At 68.0% G+C, this 16,682-nt stretch carries 17 protein-coding genes; 6 read left to right on the top strand and 11 right to left on the bottom strand.

The window, feature by feature from the left end:
- Nucleotide 1: 1 nt before the first annotated feature.
- Complete coding sequence (lnt, locus tag RF701_RS07955; protein WP_308814628.1) at nt 2-1,531, bottom strand: apolipoprotein N-acyltransferase; 1,530 nt, start codon at nt 1,529-1,531, stop codon at nt 2-4.
- A gap of 155 nt (nt 1,532-1,686) precedes the next feature.
- Here lnt and RF701_RS07950 point away from each other — a divergent pair, with 155 nt between their 5' ends.
- Nucleotides 1,687-2,130 (top strand): VOC family protein, encoded by a 444-nt coding sequence (locus RF701_RS07950; RefSeq protein WP_308814627.1) that lies wholly within the window; start codon nt 1,687-1,689, stop codon nt 2,128-2,130.
- Nucleotides 2,127-2,426: a polyhydroxyalkanoic acid system family protein gene (locus RF701_RS07945; protein WP_308814626.1), complete on the top strand. Its 300-nt coding sequence runs from the start codon at nt 2,127-2,129 to the stop codon at nt 2,424-2,426. Before RF701_RS07950 ends, RF701_RS07945 begins: the two co-directional genes overlap by 4 nt.
- Nucleotides 2,427-2,555: 129 nt before the next feature.
- Here the strand turns inward: RF701_RS07945 and RF701_RS07940 are convergent, their stop codons facing one another.
- From RF701_RS07940 to cyoA, 7 genes are all read right to left on the bottom strand, one after another.
- The gene (locus tag RF701_RS07940) at nt 2,556-3,098 is read right to left on the bottom strand and encodes a response regulator transcription factor (protein WP_203310273.1); all 543 of its coding nucleotides are present in this window, start codon (nt 3,096-3,098) and stop codon (nt 2,556-2,558) included.
- Entirely contained in the window at nt 3,095-4,366 is a 1,272-nt protein-coding gene (locus RF701_RS07935; protein WP_308814625.1) for an ATP-binding protein, read from the bottom strand. The genes RF701_RS07940 and RF701_RS07935 overlap by 4 nt, the downstream gene beginning before the upstream one ends.
- A gap of 106 nt (nt 4,367-4,472) precedes the next feature.
- Nucleotides 4,473-5,159: an SURF1 family protein gene (locus tag RF701_RS07930; protein ID WP_210359322.1), complete on the bottom strand. Its 687-nt coding sequence runs from the start codon at nt 5,157-5,159 to the stop codon at nt 4,473-4,475.
- 14 nt (nt 5,160-5,173) lie between these two features.
- On the bottom strand, nt 5,174-5,575 hold the full coding sequence (gene cyoD, locus RF701_RS07925; RefSeq protein ID WP_203310275.1) for a cytochrome o ubiquinol oxidase subunit IV: 402 nt from the start codon (nt 5,573-5,575) through the stop codon (nt 5,174-5,176).
- The gene (gene cyoC / locus RF701_RS07920) at nt 5,572-6,201 is read right to left on the bottom strand and encodes a cytochrome o ubiquinol oxidase subunit III (protein ID WP_203310276.1); all 630 of its coding nucleotides are present in this window, start codon (nt 6,199-6,201) and stop codon (nt 5,572-5,574) included. The genes cyoD and cyoC overlap by 4 nt, the downstream gene beginning before the upstream one ends.
- 6 nt (nt 6,202-6,207) lie before the next feature.
- Nucleotides 6,208-8,208 (bottom strand): cytochrome o ubiquinol oxidase subunit I, encoded by a 2,001-nt coding sequence (cyoB, locus tag RF701_RS07915; RefSeq protein WP_203310277.1) that lies wholly within the window; start codon nt 8,206-8,208, stop codon nt 6,208-6,210.
- Between the two features lie 11 nt (nt 8,209-8,219).
- On the bottom strand, nt 8,220-9,362 hold the full coding sequence (gene cyoA, locus RF701_RS07910) for a ubiquinol oxidase subunit II (RefSeq protein WP_308814624.1): 1,143 nt from the start codon (nt 9,360-9,362) through the stop codon (nt 8,220-8,222).
- A 194-nt stretch (nt 9,363-9,556) separates the two neighbouring features.
- Here cyoA and RF701_RS07905 point away from each other — a divergent pair, with 194 nt between their 5' ends.
- On the top strand, nt 9,557-10,885 hold the full coding sequence (locus tag RF701_RS07905; RefSeq protein ID WP_308814623.1) for an MFS transporter: 1,329 nt from the start codon (nt 9,557-9,559) through the stop codon (nt 10,883-10,885).
- A 49-nt stretch (nt 10,886-10,934) separates the two neighbouring features.
- Here RF701_RS07905 and RF701_RS07900 read toward each other — a convergent pair whose 3' ends face one another.
- Nucleotides 10,935-11,675 (bottom strand): EF-hand domain-containing protein, encoded by a 741-nt coding sequence (locus tag RF701_RS07900; protein WP_308814622.1) that lies wholly within the window; start codon nt 11,673-11,675, stop codon nt 10,935-10,937.
- 207 nt (nt 11,676-11,882) lie between these two features.
- Here RF701_RS07900 and RF701_RS07895 point away from each other — a divergent pair, with 207 nt between their 5' ends.
- Together RF701_RS07895 and RF701_RS07890 are read left to right on the top strand one after the other, a co-directional pair.
- Entirely contained in the window at nt 11,883-12,605 is a 723-nt protein-coding gene (locus RF701_RS07895; RefSeq protein WP_210359319.1) for a response regulator, read from the top strand.
- On the top strand, nt 12,602-13,954 hold the full coding sequence (locus RF701_RS07890) for an ATP-binding protein (protein WP_308814621.1): 1,353 nt from the start codon (nt 12,602-12,604) through the stop codon (nt 13,952-13,954). Before RF701_RS07895 ends, RF701_RS07890 begins: the two co-directional genes overlap by 4 nt.
- Nucleotides 13,955-14,426: 472 nt before the next feature.
- Here RF701_RS07890 and RF701_RS07885 read toward each other — a convergent pair whose 3' ends face one another.
- On the bottom strand, nt 14,427-14,912 hold the full coding sequence (locus RF701_RS07885) for a GreA/GreB family elongation factor (protein WP_308814620.1): 486 nt from the start codon (nt 14,910-14,912) through the stop codon (nt 14,427-14,429).
- 104 nt (nt 14,913-15,016) lie between these two features.
- Between RF701_RS07885 and RF701_RS07880 the strand changes: the two genes are divergently transcribed.
- Nucleotides 15,017-15,187: a hypothetical protein gene (locus tag RF701_RS07880; protein WP_203310284.1), complete on the top strand. Its 171-nt coding sequence runs from the start codon at nt 15,017-15,019 to the stop codon at nt 15,185-15,187.
- Nucleotides 15,188-15,241: 54 nt separating this feature from the next.
- On the opposite strand, the gene RF701_RS07875 is transcribed toward RF701_RS07880, so the two are convergent.
- Complete coding sequence (locus RF701_RS07875; protein ID WP_203310285.1) at nt 15,242-16,531, bottom strand: MFS transporter; 1,290 nt, start codon at nt 16,529-16,531, stop codon at nt 15,242-15,244.
- Nucleotides 16,532-16,682 lie beyond the last annotated feature (151 nt).

The following is a 16,682-nucleotide window of genomic DNA, read 5'->3' as shown; positions in this document are numbered from 1 at the left end:
CCTATCGCGTCCTCCGCCGGATGGCAATCGCCGCGGCGGCGAACAGAAGCGCGACGATCAGGGCGGCCCAGTTGCCCAGCCGGCTGAACGGCGTCGGCGGCAGTGCGGGGGGCATGGGCACCTCCGCCGCGCCGGCCGTCCGGTGCGGCACTGCGGCGAGCAGCCGTCCGTCGGCGGCGATCACCGCCGAAATGCCGGTCGGCGTGGATCGGACGATCGGCAGGCCTTCCTCGATCGCGCGCATCCGTGCCTGCGCCAGGTGCTGCGGCGGGCCCCAGCGGCCGAACCACGCGTCGTTGGAGGGATTGAAGATGAGGCGCGGGCGGTGCGCCCCGTCGACGACCTGTCCCGAAAAGATGATCTCGTAGCAGATCTGAAAGCCGATCGGACCGAACCCCGGAACGGTGAAGCTGCGCGGCCCCGGACCTTCGTCGAAGTCGATGTCGCCGGGTACGAGGCGGGCGAGGCCGAGCGGCTTGAGCAGCCAGGGCAAGGGGAGATATTCGCCATAGGGTACGAGATGCGCCTTGTCGTAGCGGTCGAGGATCCGCGCGCGCGAGTCGATCGCGAAGATGGTGTTGGCGGCGCCGCTGACATTTTCCGCCTTGTCGAATTTCAGCGCGGTGCCGCCGGTCAGCAGCACGTCGCGCGGGCCGAGCAGTCGCGCCATCCGCCAGCGCGTGTAATAGGGGCTGGCGAGCCCATAGGCCCAGCGTGGATAGTCGGTTTCGATGAAGTCGCGGACCACGCCCTCCGGCCACAGGATCAGGCGGGGGCGGGGGCCGGGCCTGCCGGATAATGCGGAAAGCGCGTCGAGCACCCGCTCGCCGTCGTCCTCGCTGCGCTGGTCCTGGCCGATGTTGGGCTGGACGGTGCGCAGCAGCGGGGCGTCGCCAGAGGCATCGGGTGCACGGGTGAGGGGCGCGGACAAGGCGGCGAGCGCGAGCAGCGCGGCGATGCCGGCGGGCAGACGCCAGCGACGCTGCGGCAGGAGCAGCAGCGATGTGGCGGCGAGCATGGTCACGCCCGACAGCGCATAGGTGCCGATCAAGGCCGCCAGCCGCGCGACGCCGATCACCGGCAGCCAGACCACGCCGATCGGGTCCCAGGCATAGCCGGTGAACAGCACGCTGCGCAGATATTCGGCGGCGATCCAAGCCGCCGCGAAGACGAACGCATAAGCCGCATCCGGCGTGTCGCGACGGCCGATCCGCCATGCGGCGAGCGCGGCTAGCATCGGAAACACCGCGAGGTAGAGCGCCAGCGCAACCGCGGCGAAATAGCCGAGCACCGGCGGCATCTTGTCCTGGAAGTCGAACGCGTGCTGGAACCAGTTGTCGTTTACGGTGAAATGGCCGACCCCCCAGCACCAGCCGATCCAGCCTGCCCGCTTCATCGTCGGCGCGCGATGGACGAGCCAGGCGAGGCCGGCGAGACCGAGGATCGTCAGCGGCCACAGCTGTAGCGGCGCGAAGCCGCAGGCGGCGAGCGCGCCGAGCGTCAGCGCGAAAAGGGCAGGGCGGCGGGTCATCAGCGATCGTCTTCTTTCGTCAGGCCGGACTCGGTCCGGCATCCACGCCGCCGCAAGCCAGTTACGCGGCTATGTGCGGCACGGTGGATGCCGGAACAAGCCCGGGCTGACCGATGGCAGGTGACGCTCGCCTACACACGGCGTATCACGGCGCGATGACGCTGCGCCCCTTCCATCTCGCCTTTCCCGTCCACGACCTCGCCGCCGCGCGCGGCTTCTACGGCGGTCTGCTCGGCTGCCGCGAAGGTCGTTCGAGCGACCAGTGGATCGACTTCGATCTCTATGGTCACCAGATCGTTGCGCATCTCGATCCGGCGGCGGAGCCGGTGGCGGTCGCCAATGCGGTCGATGGCCACCATGTGCCCGTGCCGCATTTCGGCGTCGTGCTGACGATGGCGGATTGGCGGTCGCTCGCCGAGCGGCTGACCGCGGCGGGCGTGGCGTTCGGCATTGCGCCGCACGTCCGCTTCAAGGGGCAGGTGGGCGAGCAGGCGACGATGTTCTTCTGCGATCCGTCGGGCAACGCGCTGGAGTTCAAGGCGTTCGCAGACGATGCGATGCTATTCGCGACCGCAGTGCAAGAAAAGGAACCGGCATGAGCCAGATCGACGTCAACATCCCCCACCAATTGGGCAAGGACGCCGCGAAGGCGCGGCTCGACGGCGGGATCGGCAAGATCGGCAAGGTGATCCCCGGCGGGTCGATCACGGAGCAGCGCTGGGACGGCGACACGCTCCATTTCAAGGTCGAGGCGATGGGCCAGGCCCTCGCCACGCGCGCGACGGTGAGCGACGCCAACGTGCACATGATCGTCGACGTGCCGATGTTCCTGGCGATGTTCTCCGGCAAGATCCGCGAGGTGTTGCAGCAGGAGGCGCCGAAGCTGTTGCGGTAACGGGAAACACCGTCCTTCCCGCGAAAGGCGGAGTCCAGATCGCTCGACCGCTCGGCTCGTTCGCGACGATGGCATGTCTGGCCCTCCGCCTGCGCGGGGGGGGACGGCAACGGTTTTTCCGTCGCGGCCTTAGCCCATGTGCCGCTTGTCGAGCTTTCGCGCCAACGTCCGCCGGTGCATTCCCAGGCGCCGTGCGGCCTCCGAGATGTTGAAGTCCGCATCGGCCAGCGTCTGGTGGATATGCTCCCATTCGAGCGTCTTGATCGACGTCGGCGCGGCCGAGATGTCGACGTCCGCGTCGCCGCCCTCGCGCGCGAAGGCGGCCTCGATATCGTCGGTGTTGGCGGGTTTCGTCAGGTAGTTGGTCGCGCCCAGCTTGATCGCCTCGACGGCGGTGGCGATGCTGGCGAAGCCGGTGAGGACGACGATCTTGAGCGCCGGGTCCGCGGCGTGGAGGGTGGCGACGCACGCGAGCCCCGACGCGCCGCCGAGCCGGAGGTCGACGACCGCGTGCGTCGGACGGAAGCGCGCCGCAGTCTGCTCGAGCCCGTCGGGGCCCGGCAGCATCTCGACGCTATAGCCGCGCCGTTCGAAGCTCCGGGCGAGCGTGCGCGCGAAACTGGCGTCGTCCTCCACGACGAGCAGGCGGCGGTCGACGGGCGAATCGGTCATGCGTCCTCCTCCAGCGCGAGGCTCGCGAGCGGCAGCGTCAGGCGCGTCTCGGCGCCGCCGCCCGGCAGGTTGCGCGCCTCCAGGGACCCGCCCAGCGTCCGCAGGACGTTGGTGGCGAGGAACAGGCCGAGTCCGGCGCCCTGACGCGGCTTGCTGCTGTTATAGGGGCGGCCGAGGCTTTCTAGTACCTGCGCGGGATAGCCGATGCCGTCGTCCTGTACCGACAGGATCAGGTCGTCCGCGTCGGTGACGGCGACCAGAGCGATCGTCGTCGCGGACGCCTCGGCGGCATTGTCGAGCAGCGCGGTCAGCGCCTGCCCCAGCGCCCGGTCGGCCACGATCGGCCGGTCATGCCCCAAACGATCCTCGAACCCCACCTTGCCGGGCCAGGTGTCGACGATGCCGCGCAGGAAGCGCCGCAGCGTCGTGCGCGCCGGCGCCTCGCCCGTCACCTCGCCGGCGGCGAAGAGGATACCGGAGACGATCGCCTTGCAGCGCTTCACCTCCGCCTGCATCTCGTCGACCTCGGCGGCGAGGCGCGCATCGGCGCGGATCAGGCTCTCCGTCTTCCAGTCGCCGAGCAGCACGGAGATGGAGGACAAAGGCGTGCCGAGTTCGTGCGCGGCGCCGCTGGCGAGCAGGCCCATGCGCACGATCTGCTCCTCCTCCGCGGCGCGACGGCGCATTTCGGCGAGATGCGCGTCGCGGCTGCGCAAGTTGGCGGCAATGCGGGTGACGAACAGCACCAGCAGCACCGCGGCGAGAACGAAGGCGAACCAGCTGCCGAGGATATAGACGGGCGACAGACTGGTGGCGAAATCGGCGGGCAGCAGCAGCGGGCGATGCTCGATCGCCAGCAGCGCGAAGGTCGCGCTGGTGATGCCGACCAGCGCCCAACTCGCCCAAACCTCCAGCAGCACCGCGCCCATCACGACCTGGAGCAGGTAGAGCAGCACGAACGGGTTGGAGGCGCCGCCGCTGAGGTAGAGCTGCACGGTGAGCGCGGTGACGTCGACCAGCAGGCTGCCGAACAGCTCCGCATGCGTGACCGGCCAGCGCGCGAGGCGCAGCAGCGTGACCAGATTGAGGAAAACCAGACCGCCGAGCACCGACACCATCGGTACCAGCGGCAGGCGGATGCCGAGGCCGTAGTGGACGACGACGATCGCGGCGAGCTGCCCGCCGACGGCGAGCCAGCGCAGCAGCACCAGCTGGCGCATGTTGCGCTGGCTGGCGGCGTCGGCGCGGGCTGGGGAGGGGGGCAGCATGCGATGGCCAGTATAACGCCGGGACGGCGGCTTGGCATCCGAGGATGCGGGCGACGTGCGCGTGGATGGAAGGAGGGGGCCGACGGGCGCGGAGCGGACGATCCGCCTACATCCGTCGCCGCGACCGCCACGCCATGAACGCGACCAGCGCCGCCATGCCGAACCAGGTGATCGCATAGACGAGGTGGTTGTTGGGGAAGCGGACCACCGTCAGCCCGCCGCGCGGCCAGCCGCTGGTCGGTTCGCGCGCGTCGATGAAATAGGGAGCGAGGCGGTCAAGCCGGTGTCGGGCGCCGATCGCGCCGACGTCGCGCGAATACCAACGGTCGGCGGCGGGATCGTTGTGGCGCAGAAAGGCGCCGTTCGGTTCGGAAAGGCGGAGCAGGCCGACGACGCGCTGCGGCCCGGCCGGTACCGGCACGCGCCCGCGCAGCGCGGCGGGAATGAAGCCGCGGTTGACGAGAAGCGTGAAGCCCGCGTCGGTGGCGAGCGGCGTCATCACCCAATAGCCGCCGCCGAGCTCCGTCACCGCCTGGACATAGGCGTCGGCCCCCGCGCGATAGCGGCCGGTCGCGAGAACGGGGCGATAGGCGTCGGCCTTGCCGATGGTGCGCCAGGCGTCGGGGCCGGGCGCGGGAACCGGCGGCAGGCCCAGCTGCCGATTGGTCTGCGCGATCAGCGCGCGCTTCCATTGCAATCGCTCGACCTGCCAGATGCCGAGCCCGATCAGAAGCAGGATCGCGGCCGCCACGAGGATCGTGGCGACCGCGCGGCGGGGCGATCGGGAAGCCATCGCCCGGCGGCTCCCTACATCGCGGACATCGCGCCGCTGCCCGGCATCATGTTGAGGTTCATGTGATACATGACCCACAAAGAGCCCGACAGGCAGATCACGACGATGACGATGGTGAACAACAGCGCCATCAGCGTCCAGCCGTTCTCCGACTTCGTGTTCATGTGCAGGAAGTAGATCATGTGCACGACGATCTGCACCAGCGCGAACGCCATGCAGAGGCCGGCGGTGACCCGGTGATCGGCGAAGGCATTGGTCATCACCAGCGCGAAGGGAATCGCGGTGAGGATGACCGACAGGACGAAGCCGATCACATAGTCGCGCATCGACCCGTGCGGCGCGCCGTCATGGCCGTGCCCGTGCCCGTTATCGCCATGGCCATGGTCGTGACCGTGCGCATGGTTACCGGCGCTCATCGCAGCACTCCCAGCAAGTAGACGAAGGTGAAGACGCCGATCCAGATGACGTCGAGGAAGTGCCAGAACAGCGACAGGCACTGCAGCCGGCGCTGGTTGGCCGGGATCAGCCCCTTGCGCCCCACCTGCACCATCAGCGTCACCAGCCAGATCAAGCCGAATGTGACGTGCAGCCCGTGCGTCGACACCAGGGTGAAGAAGGAGGACAGGAAGGCGCTGCGCTGCGGCGTCGCGCCTTCATGGATCAGGTTGCCGAACTCGTAGAGCTCGATGCCGACGAAGGACGCGCCGAACAGGCCGGTGACCGCCAGCCAGAGCTGGACCGCGCGCGCCTTGCCCTGGTTCATCGCCAGCATGGCGAAGCCATAGGTGATCGAGGACAGCAGCAGCATCGAGGTGTTGAGCGCGACCAGCGGCAGCTCGAAGATCTCGTGCGGCTGCGGGCCACCGGCATAGCTGCCGCCATAGACGCCATAGGCCGCGAACAGCATGGCGAAGATCAGGCAGTCGCTCATCAGATAGAGCCAGAAGCCCAGCATCGTGCTGCCGCCTGCCTCGTGCTCGTGCTCGTCCAGCTCGTAGAAGATCGGCGCCTCGGCGCCGGGGGGGATGGTGGCTGTGCTCATGGGTCCTCAGGCTCCCGCCGTCGCCAGCGCCTTGGTGCGCGCATTCTCGGTCGCGGTCACTTCGTCGGCGGGGATGTAATAGTCGCGGTCGTAGATGAAGGTGTGGCCGATCGCGACCGCCAGGATCCCGACGAAGCACAGGATCGCCAGCCACCAGATGTACCAGATCATCGCGAGCCCGAAGACCATCGACAGGCCGGCCAGGATCACGCCCGAGCCGGTGTTGCTGGGCATGTGGATCGGACGGAACCCCTCCTCCGGGCGCGCCGCGTTGCGGCTCTTCATGTCGTACCAGGCGTCGAGATCGTGGACGACCGGCGTGAACGCGAAGTTGTAGGCCGGCGGCGGCGACGAGGTCGCCCACTCCAGGCTGCGCGCGTTCCACGGATCGCCCGTGGTGTCGACGAGCTTGTCGCGGTTCCGGATGCTGACGAACAGCTGCATCAGGAAGGCGCCGATGCCCGCCGCGATGATCACAGCGCCGATCGCCGCGATGATGAACCAGATCTGCAGGCTGGGATCGTCGAAGTGGCGCAGGCGACGCGTCACGCCCATCAGGCCCAGCACGTAGAGCGGCATGAAGGCGACGTAGAAGCCGATCGTCCAGCACCAGAAGCTGATCGTGCCCCAGAACTTGTCGAGCTTGAAGCCGAACGCCTTCGGGAACCAGAAGTTGATGCCCGCGAACATGCCGAACAGCACGCCGCCGATGATCACGTTGTGGAAGTGCGCGACCAGGAACAGCGAGTTGTGCAGCACGAAGTCTGCGGGCGGTACCGCGAGCAGCACGCCGGTCATGCCGCCGATCACGAAGGTGATCATGAACGCGATGGTCCACATCATCGGCAGCTCGAAGCGGATCCGCCCCTTGTACATGGTGAACAGCCAGTTGAAGATCTTCGCGCCCGTCGGGATCGAGATGATCATCGTGGTGATGCCGAAGAACGAGTTGACGCTCGCCCCCGACCCCATGGTGAAGAAGTGGTGCAGCCAGACGAGATAGGCGAGGATGGTGATGACCAGCAGCGCGTAGACCATCGACGTGTAGCCGAACAGGCGCTTGCCGCAGAAGGCGCTGGTTACCTCGCTGAACACGCCGAACGCCGGCAGGATCAGGATGTACACCTCCGGGTGGCCCCAGATCCAGATCATGTTGGTGTACATCATGGGGTTGCCGCCCATGGTGTTGGTGAAGAAGTGCGTGCCGACGTAGCGGTCGAGGCTGAGCAGCGCGAGCACGGCGGTCAGGATCGGGAAGGCGGCGACGATCAGGGTGTTGGTCGCCAGCGCCGACCAGGTGAAGATCGGCATCTTCATCAGGCTCATGCCCGGCGCGCGCATCTTGATGATGGTGGTGAGCAGGTTGACGCCCGACAGCAACGTGCCGACGCCCGCGATCTGCAACGCCCAGACGTAATAATCCACGCCGACGTCGGGGCTGTAGTCGAGGCCCGAAAGCGGCGCCATCGCCAGCCAGCCGGTGCGCGCGAACTCGCCCACGAACAGGCTGGCCATGACGATCAGCGCGCCTGCCACAGTCATCCAGAAGCTGAAGTTGTTGAGGAAGGGGAAGGATACGTCGCGCGCGCCGATCTGCAGCGGCACGACATAGTTCATCAGGCCCGTGACGAACGGCATCGCCACGAAGAAGATCATGATGACACCGTGCGCGGTGAACACCTGGTCATAGTGATGCGCGGGCAGGAAACCCTCGTTCGAGCCGAACGCCATCGCCTGCTGCGCGCGCATCATCAGCGCATCGGCAAAGCCGCGCAGAAGCATGATGATGCCGAGCACCATGTACATGATGCCGATCTTCTTGTGGTCGACGCTGGTAAACCACTCCTTCCACAGATAGCCCCACACCTTGAAATAGGTGAGCGCGCCCAGCACCGCCGCGCCGCCGATCGCGACCATGATGAAGGTCGCGACCAGGATCGGCTCGTGGATGGGGAAGCTGTCGAGCGTCAGGCGCCCGAAGATGGTCTTGAGCAGGGAATCGGACATGGGTCTTCGTCCTACGAGCGGGCGATCGGCGCGCGGCCGGCGAACGGCTGCGGCAACGGATCGGCCGAGGTCATGGTGCGGTTCGCTGCCGAACCGCGATCGTTGGTGCCGGGCGCGGGCGGGCGCGGGGCGTTGCGGTGGGGGCTCGAGCCCTTTTCCTCCGGGGTCTTCAGGATCGCGCCCTTCGCCTCGCTGCCGCGCTGGTCAGGCGTGTCGTTGACCGCGGACCCATGGCCGCCGCCGGCCTGCATGTCCTTGGCCATTGTATCCTGCATGCACGACAGGCCGGGCTGGATGCACATGCCGACCGCGCGGTCGAACAGCCGCGGCTCGACCGTTGCGAAGCGGATCGCGGGCACGCGCTCGCTCGGCTTCTCGAGCTGCATGTACGTCGCGGCGTTCAGCGTGCGGCCCGCGGTCTTCGCCTCCGACACCCAGCGCGCGAAGCCCGCGTCATCGACGCTGTCGACCGGGAAGTGCATGTAGGAGAAGCCCGCGCCGCTGTAATTGGCGGACATGCCCTCGAAGCGGCCCGGGCGGTTGAGCACCGCGTGCAGCTTCGTCTCCATGCCGGGCATCGTGTAGACCATGCCGGCCATCGCGGGGACGTAGAAGGCGTTCATCACCGACGAGGACGTCAGGCGGAAACGGACCTGGCGATCCTTGGGCAGAACCAGTTCGTTGACGGTGGCGACGCCCTGTTCGGGATAGATGAACAGCCACTTCCAGTCGAGCGAGACGACCTGGATCTCCAGCGGCTTGTCCGTCTTGGCGAGCGGACGCCCCTCCGCCAGCCGAGCGAGCGGACGATAGGGGTCAAGCGTATGCGTGCTGATCCAGGTGAGGGCGCCCAGCGCAATGATGATGAGCAGCGGTGCCGACCAAATGACGAGCTCCAGACCGGTCGAATGATCCCAGTCCGGTGCATATTCGGCGTCCGTGTTACTCGCGCGATACTTCCACGCGAACAGCACGGTCAGCACGATCACCGGCACGATGATCAGCAGCATCAGCCCGGTCGACGCCAGCACCAGTTTCGCCTGTTGCTGCGCGACGTCGCCGGACGGGTTCATCACCACCATGTCGCAGCCGCCCAGGAGGGCGGGCCCGGCGAGGACGACGGCGAGTGCGCGCAGGCCTTTGCCGGTGCGCATGGGGAGGGGCGGTTTGGCTCGCATGACCGTGCGCCTAAGCCTGCGCGCTGCACTGCAAAATAGGACATTTTGTCCTATCCCGCGGCGCAGCATGCGACGTTACAGGGGAGCACTTGCGCCGGGACCGTGTTAGGCTCCGGTGCGTTGAGACGATGAGGTCGGGCGACCTCCATGTGAAGACAGGATGACGATTCATGGCCGTGGCTTCCGCCCATTCCGCCCCGCTCGAGCGCGACGCGCGTGCGGTCAACACTCAGGGCGACCATCAGGTCCGTCCCGGTGAGATTGCGATCGGCGTCATCATTGGCCGTACGTCGGAATTCTTCGACTTTTTCGTCTACGCGATCGCCTCGGTGCTCGTCTTTCCGCAGGTCGTCTTCCCCTATCTCGACCGGCTGAGCGGCACGCTATGGTCCTTTGCCCTGTTCCCGCTCGCCTGGATCGTCCGGCCGATCGGGACGCAGGTGTTCATGTGGGTGGACCGCCAGCACGGGCGCGGCACGAAACTGACGATCGCGCTGCTGCTGCTCGGCACGTCGACCGTGTCGCTGGCCTTCCTTCCCGGCTATGCGGAGGCGGGCAATGCGTCGGCGGTACTCCTGGCGCTGTTCCGCATCGGCCAGGGCCTCGCCCTGGGCGGGACCTGGGATGGCCTCGCCTCCCTGCTCGCGCTCAACGCGCCCGAGAAGAAGCGCGGCTGGTATGCGATGGTGCCGCAGCTGGGCGCGCCGCTGGGCCTGATCGTGGCGAGCGGCCTGTTCGCCTTCTTCCTCGCCAACATGGAGCCGGTCGACTTCCTGTCGTGGGGCTGGCGCTATCCGTTCTTCGTCGCCTTCGCGCTCAACGTCGTCGCACTGTTCGCGCGCCTGCGCATTGTCGTCACCCCCGAATATACCGAGCTGTTCCACAGCCGCGAGCTGACGCCCTCGCCGGTGCTGCCCACCATCAAGGCGCAGTGGCGCAACATCATCATCGGTGCCTTCGCGCCGCTGGCCAGCTTCGCGCTGTTCCACATGGTGACGGTGTTCCCGCTGTCGTGGATATTCCTCTACACCAACGTCAACATCGCCTGGTTCCTGGGGATCGAGATCGTGGGCGCGGTCTTCGGCCTGGGCGCGCTGGTCGCATCGGGTCTGCTCGCCGATCGCGTCGGCCGCCGCTCGCTGCTGGGCTATACGGCCGTCGGCATCGCGGTTTTCAGCGGCTTCGCGCCGCAGCTGCTGCGCGGCGGCACCGCGGGCGAACTGGTGTTCATGATCGCCGGCTTCGTCCTGCTCGGCCTGTCGTTCGGCCAGTCGTCTGGCGCGGTGACGAGCAACTTTCCCAAGCGCGCGCGCTATACCGGTGCGGCGCTGACGTCGGATCTCGCCTGGCTGTTCGGGGCCGGATTCGCGCCGCTCGCGGCGCTGCTGCTCGCCAGCACCTTCGGGCTGATCGCGGCGGGCGGCTATCTGCTGTCGGGCGCGCTGGGCACGCTGATCGCGCTTGGCCTGAACAAGGAACTGGCACGCCGGCTCGACTGAGCCGGCGGTCGGGGGGCGCCGCCGATCAGGAGGCTGATCAGCGAGGCTATCAGGGCGTGGCGTCGCCCCCGCTCATGCCGCCCATCGGCATCCGGCCGCCGCCCGACATGCCCCCGGACATGCCGTCATAACCACCGCGCCGCCGACCGCCCTTGCGGTCGCCGCCGTGGCGGTCGCCGCCGAAGCTGCGCACCTCCGCACGCACGCGCACGTGCGGCAGCTCGTCCCACATCAGCTTGCCGTCGTGGTTGGTGTCCAGCGAGTCGAATCGCTGCTGCGCGGCGCGCGTGAATTCCTGCGGGTCCACGCCGCGGTTGAAGTTGCGGTCGGTGGAGGTCACCGGCTCCGGCAGGTCGAAATAGCTGAACCGCGCCGCGCCCAGCTTGCTGGGGTCGTAGAGCGGTCCACGCGTGCCCTGCACGTCGGCGCCGCCTTCGCCATCCGATCGCCGCGCGATGATCCCGCTGCCGCCCGCATTGCCCGAACGGACTTCGGGCGCGAGCGTGTTCTCGTAATAGTCGATGTCGTCGGGATCGATCTCGCCGTCGTTCTTGCGGTCGAGGATCTTGAAGAAACGCATCGCGTCCGCGACGAATTCCGCCTGCGACACCGCGCCATCGTGATTGGCGTCGGCGGCATCGAACCAGGTGCGTTCCGGGTCGGGCGCGGCGTCGGTACCGCGGAAGGGCTGGCCCATCGGGCTGATGAAGATGCGGCGCGACCCTTCCGCCTGAGCGCCCGATCCGGTGGCGAGCGCGACGGCGACGGCGATGCTGGCGAGACGACGCATGGAAATTCTCCCCCAGGAAAAAGCGGAGCATAGCGTCAATCAGGCGAATGTTACCCGCAAATGTCTGAGCAGGGGGCGTGCGCCCGCGACCCCGCCCGCGCGTCGGAAATCCTCGCGTCGCGCCGCCGTCGCGCGCCGGCGGCTTGCGGCGCGAATCCACTCATGCTGATATCTTGCCGCAACAAAGCACTGGCATCGGACCGCCTCATGACCCTGCAACCGACTGGCGCGGACCAGCCCGCATCGATCCTGGTGGTCGACGACGATCGCGACATCCGGACCCTTCTGACGCAGAGCCTCGGCGCGCGCGGCTATCGCGTGCAGGCGGCGGCGAACACGCGCGAGATGGACGCGGTACTGGAACGCGAGCGGATCGACGCGATCCTGCTCGACGTGATGATGCCGGGCGAGGACGGCATCGCCGCGTGCCGCCGCATCGCGCGCGACGACGGGCCGGCGGTGATCTTCCTCAGCGCACTCGGCGAGGAACGCGATCGGATCGTCGGGCTCGAGATGGGCGCGACGCATTATCTGCCCAAACCCTGCAGCGCCCGCGAGGTGCTGGCGACCGTGCGCGCCGCGCTGCGCATGCGCCGCCAGGTGACCGCCGGCGATCGGCTGTGCCTGGGCTTCGACGGCTGGGTGATGGATCTCGTCGCGCACGAATTGTTCGACCCGCAGAATGTGTTGGTCGGCCTCACCGATGGCGAATTCGCGCTGCTGCGCGCCTTCGTCGAGCGGCCGCGCCGCGTGCTGTCGCGCGAGACGCTGCTCGAGGCGGCGCGCGGGCCAAATTCCGACGCGTTCGACCGTGCGATCGACGTACAGATCAGCCGCCTGCGCCGGAAGCTGCGCTGTGGCGGGGACGAAATGATCCGCACGATCCGCAATGAGGGCTATCTGTTCGTACCCGCCGTAGCGCGGGTATGAGCGCCACGGCGGACGAGCCGATACCCGCCATGGCCTGGTGGCGGCGGATCGGCCTGTCGCTGTTCTGGCGAATCTTCCTCGTCATGCTGGCGAGCGTCGCGAGCGTGCAGCTCGTCAACGTCGCGCTGCTCGTCTTCGTTACGCCGCCGACGCCGCACATCTTTTCGGTGGCGCAGGTCGCGAGCGCGCTGCGCCACGGTCGCGATGCGAGCGGCGAAATCGTGCTCGATCGCGAGGACGACGCACCGGCGGGCAGGGGGCCGCGCACCTTGCACCTCGAACAGGCGCTGGCGGCGCAATTGGGCGTGCCGATCCAGCGCGTCCGTGTCCATTTCGGCGGGCCGCCGGGCGGCTTCCATCCCGTGATGCCGGACTTCGCCGCGCGGCGTCACCCGCGCCCCGACGCACGCGCGCAGATCCTGTTCGGCGGTTTCACCGTCGCCGTGCGCGAGCCTGACGGCGACTGGATCATCGCCCGCGCCGGCCGCACCGGCCTGGAAGGATGGCGATGGCGCGCGCTGCTGTGGCTTCTCGCCGCGCTGGTCGCGGTCGCGCCCTTCGCCTGGATGCTCGCGCGCCGTTCGATCGCGCCCGTCAAGCTGTTCGCCGCCGCCGCGGAGCGCCTGGGCCGCGATCCGCGTGCCGCGCCCGTGCCGCTGGACGGGCCGAGCGAGATCGCGGAAGCCGCGGTCGCCTTCAACCGCATGCAAACGCGGCTCAACCGCTATGTCGAAGACCGCACGACCGTCATCGCCGCTATCGCGCACGACCTCCGCACGCCGTTGATGCGCCTGTCGCTGCGGCTGGAGCAGGCGCCCGAGTCGATCCGCGCCGCGAGCGAGGCCGACATCCACGACATGCAGGCGATGATCGCGGCCGGGCTCGCCTTCTTCCGCGATGCGACCCAATCGGTGGAGCGGCGTGCGCTCGATCTTCGCTCGCTGACCGAAAGCATCGTCGACGATCTTGCCGATCGCGGCGCGGCGGTGTCGCTCGCGGACGGCGATCCGCTGGTGCTGACCGGAGACGCGACGGGGATAAAGGCGATGATCGGCAATCTTGTCGGCAACGCCCTCAAATATGCGGGCGACGCGGTGGTGACACTGTCACAGGAAGACGGTCATGCCTGTATCGAGGTGCGCGATCATGGTCCCGGAATCGATCCGGACGATCTCGATCGCGTGTTCGAGCCGTTCTTCCGGGGCGAGCGTTCGCGCAATCGGGATACCGGCGGGATCGGCCTGGGTCTGGCGAGCGTGCGCGGCATCGCGCGTGCGCATGGCGGGGATGCGACGATCGGCAACCATTCGGACGGCGGCGCGATCGCGACGGTCTGGCTGCCGCTCTGACCCCGCCGCCAGTTGTGCGGTTGGCTGCCCCAATCAGTGATGACCGACGGCGCGATCGACCGACTGCGCCCGTTCAGCCTGGTCGACGCCGCCCCCGCCGAGCTGGTCGGCGATGATCCAGCGGCGGCTGAGCGCCAGACGCATCAGGTTCATCCCGCAGCTGCGACACCGCGCGCGGGTGATCCCGCCCGCCTCCCATTGCAGACGACCGGGCCGATGGCGGCTGTGACAGCAGGACGGCGTCGTTCGGGACATCACGGCAAAGCACCTCCTTGGCAGGTGGCACCCGTTGCGCCCGCGGTCTTGCACGCGAATGTCCCGATCACCCCGGTGCGGAAATATGCGGGACACATGGTCGCGCTAACGGGGCAGCCGTCGGTGTTGTTCTCTCCCAATCGACTCCATCGACGCTTTCAGATGCTCCCCGGCGTCTGGAACCGGGCTGCGGCGGTCTCCCGCCGTCGCAGCCCGGCTATTGCGCCGGTAGGTCGATCGGCGCGATCGACAGTACGCGTATCGCGCCGTCCTTGCCGTTGAACGCGATCTCGTCGCCGGCTTCCGCCCCCATCAGCGCGCGCGCCAATGGCGCCGAGAAGGCGATTCGATCCGCATGGGGATCCGCTTCGTCGTCGCCGACGATCGCCAGCCGCCGCGTCCGGCCACCCATCTCGACCTCCACATAGGTGCCGAACCCCGCGCTGCCGTCGTCCGGCGCCAGGGTCGGTTCCGCCGTGGCGCGCCGCGTCCGCCAATAGCGCAGGTCGCGCCGGATCGGCTCGGCCGCCGCCGGGTCAGCATCGGTGTCAGTGTCGGCGAGCGCGCGTTCCAGCGCCTCGATCCGCGTCGCGATCAGCGCCAGCCCTGCGCGCGTCACGCGGTTGGGGCCGGGCGGCAACGGGATTTCGAACTTCGGCTCCAGATGCTCGTCGTCGCTTTCGCGGCGGAAGGCCACGCTCATGCCCTTGCAATCCCTCTCCATTTCGCTGTCCCGACATGGGACGGCGGGGATTTAACCCTCTTTGCGACTGGCCTGAATCGTAAACGGCGCGTTAACGCTTCGCCATGACCAGACGCCTCGTCCTCACCAACGAAGCCGCCCGCCATCCTTTCCGGCGGAGCCTTCCCCCCACCGTGGTTCGCCTCGCACGGCCGCGCAACGACGATCAGGACTGGAAGCTCTTCTGCCTGAGCTTCGCGGCGTTCTTCACCTGCTTCTATACCATGATCGGCTGAGTCCCGAAACGGGACGGCCGGGACGACCGCCGTGCCGGGGCCGCCGCGCGGCGGTCAGTCGCAGGCCTGGTGCAGCTTCTGCGCCAGCCATGCCGCGACGAGACACATGGCGGCGACCAGGAACAGCATCTCCAGCGGTTGCACACCTGCGGCGCTCAGCCCGAACACGGCCGCCGAACCCAGCGTCATCGCCCCCGAATTGACGACGTTGTTCGCCGCGACCGTGCGGGCGGTCTGGTCCTTCTCCACCGTCGTCGTCAGGAAGGCGTAGAGCGGCACGACGAACATGCCGCCCGTCGTCGCGATCGCCAGCAGGCACAGCATGATCGGTATCGCGCGCGGCTGGGCGACGAAGTCCGGCCAATGGTACAGCGCGCCGGCGGGGGCCGGCGTCCAGCCGCGGCACAGGAAGGAGAAGAGGACCACGCACGCGCCCATCGCGATCACCGATGCGGGCGAATAGCGTGCGCTGATCCGGCCGCGCAGCAAGGTGTTGATGACCACCGAGCCGAGCGCGACACCGACCGAGAAGACCGCGATCGCGCCGCTGGCGACACGTTCGTCGGCGGTCAGGACGTTCTTCACCAGCGGCGGAAAGATGACGATCAGCACGGCGCCGATCGTCCAGAAGAAGCTGATCGCGCAGATGGACAGGAACAGGCGCGGGATATGGAGCGTCGCGCGGATCAGCCGCCAGGACGAGGTGAAGGGATTGTAGTTGATGGCGAGCTTCGCCCCCTCGCGCGGGGCCGGCGGAACCTGTCGTGCGCTCAGCCAGCCTACCGCCGCGATCACCAGCACGAGTGCCGCCGCGCCTTCGATCGGGATCCAGCCGGCGACGACGGTGCCGAGGAGGATCGCCAGATAGGTCCCGGCCTCGACGAGGCCGGTGCCGCCGAGCACGTCGTGCGGCGGCAGGTGCTGGGGCAGGATCGCATATTTGATCGGGCCGAAGAAGGTCGAGTGAACGCCGAGGAACAGCACCGCGCCGAGCATCAGGCCGATACCGACCGTCGGCAGTCCGGCGCGCGCCACCATCAATCCCGCCGCGCCGAGCAGCATGATCAGGATCTCAGCCGTCTTGACGATGCGGATGATGCGCGCCTTGTCGTGGCTGTCGGCGAGCTGCCCGGCTAGGGCGGAGAAGAGGAAGAAGGGGAGGATCGCGATTCCGGTCGCGAGCGCGTTGAAATTGGCTTCCATCCGCGCATCGTCGAAGATCGCGTAGGTCGCGAACAACACCATCGACGTCTTGAACAGATTGTCGTTGAACGCACCGAGAAATTGCGTGGTGAACAGGGGCAGGAAGCGGCGTTGCTTCAGCAACCCCAAGGCATTCAGCATGATGGACGCAGGCCCTTCGATCGTGACGGACGTGTCATCGGCATAGCCGAGGCGCGGGGGATCGCCAACGCCTTAGCTTTGCCGACGCGGCGCGCGTGGCGCGACGCGGCGGAAGCGACGGCGACCGTGCCGCGGCGGCGTCATCGAGCCA

It is taken from the genome of Sphingomonas sp. GV3, assembly GCF_031082075.1.
In the GTDB taxonomy this organism is placed as follows: Bacteria; Pseudomonadota; Alphaproteobacteria; order Sphingomonadales; family Sphingomonadaceae; genus Sphingomonas; species Sphingomonas beigongshangi.
Note: the sequence above shows the minus strand (reverse complement) of the source record. Positions and strands in the feature narration are given on the sequence as shown.

Excerpts from the sequence above, each read along its gene's own strand:
- lnt (WP_308814628.1), bottom strand. The coding sequence starts at position 1,531 with ATGACCCGCCGCCCTGCCCTTTTCGCGCTGACGCTCGGCGCGCTCGCC.
- RF701_RS07950 (WP_308814627.1), top strand. The coding sequence starts at position 1,687 with ATGACGCTGCGCCCCTTCCATCTCGCCTTTCCCGTCCACGACCTCGCC.
- RF701_RS07945 (WP_308814626.1), top strand. The coding sequence starts at position 2,127 with ATGAGCCAGATCGACGTCAACATCCCCCACCAATTGGGCAAGGACGCC.
- RF701_RS07940 (WP_203310273.1), bottom strand. The coding sequence starts at position 3,098 with ATGACCGATTCGCCCGTCGACCGCCGCCTGCTCGTCGTGGAGGACGAC.
- RF701_RS07935 (WP_308814625.1), bottom strand. The coding sequence starts at position 4,366 with ATGCTGCCCCCCTCCCCAGCCCGCGCCGACGCCGCCAGCCAGCGCAAC.
- RF701_RS07930 (WP_210359322.1), bottom strand. The coding sequence starts at position 5,159 with ATGGCTTCCCGATCGCCCCGCCGCGCGGTCGCCACGATCCTCGTGGCG.
- cyoD (WP_203310275.1), bottom strand. The coding sequence starts at position 5,575 with ATGAGCGCCGGTAACCATGCGCACGGTCACGACCATGGCCATGGCGAT.
- cyoC (WP_203310276.1), bottom strand. The coding sequence starts at position 6,201 with ATGAGCACAGCCACCATCCCCCCCGGCGCCGAGGCGCCGATCTTCTAC.
- cyoB (WP_203310277.1), bottom strand. The coding sequence starts at position 8,208 with ATGTCCGATTCCCTGCTCAAGACCATCTTCGGGCGCCTGACGCTCGAC.
- cyoA (WP_308814624.1), bottom strand. The coding sequence starts at position 9,362 with ATGCGCACCGGCAAAGGCCTGCGCGCACTCGCCGTCGTCCTCGCCGGG.
- RF701_RS07905 (WP_308814623.1), top strand. The coding sequence starts at position 9,557 with ATGGCCGTGGCTTCCGCCCATTCCGCCCCGCTCGAGCGCGACGCGCGT.
- RF701_RS07900 (WP_308814622.1), bottom strand. The coding sequence starts at position 11,675 with ATGCGTCGTCTCGCCAGCATCGCCGTCGCCGTCGCGCTCGCCACCGGA.
- RF701_RS07895 (WP_210359319.1), top strand. The coding sequence starts at position 11,883 with ATGACCCTGCAACCGACTGGCGCGGACCAGCCCGCATCGATCCTGGTG.
- RF701_RS07890 (WP_308814621.1), top strand. The coding sequence starts at position 12,602 with ATGAGCGCCACGGCGGACGAGCCGATACCCGCCATGGCCTGGTGGCGG.
- RF701_RS07885 (WP_308814620.1), bottom strand. The coding sequence starts at position 14,912 with ATGAGCGTGGCCTTCCGCCGCGAAAGCGACGACGAGCATCTGGAGCCG.
- RF701_RS07880 (WP_203310284.1), top strand. The coding sequence starts at position 15,017 with ATGACCAGACGCCTCGTCCTCACCAACGAAGCCGCCCGCCATCCTTTC.
- RF701_RS07875 (WP_203310285.1), bottom strand. The coding sequence starts at position 16,531 with ATGCTGAATGCCTTGGGGTTGCTGAAGCAACGCCGCTTCCTGCCCCTG.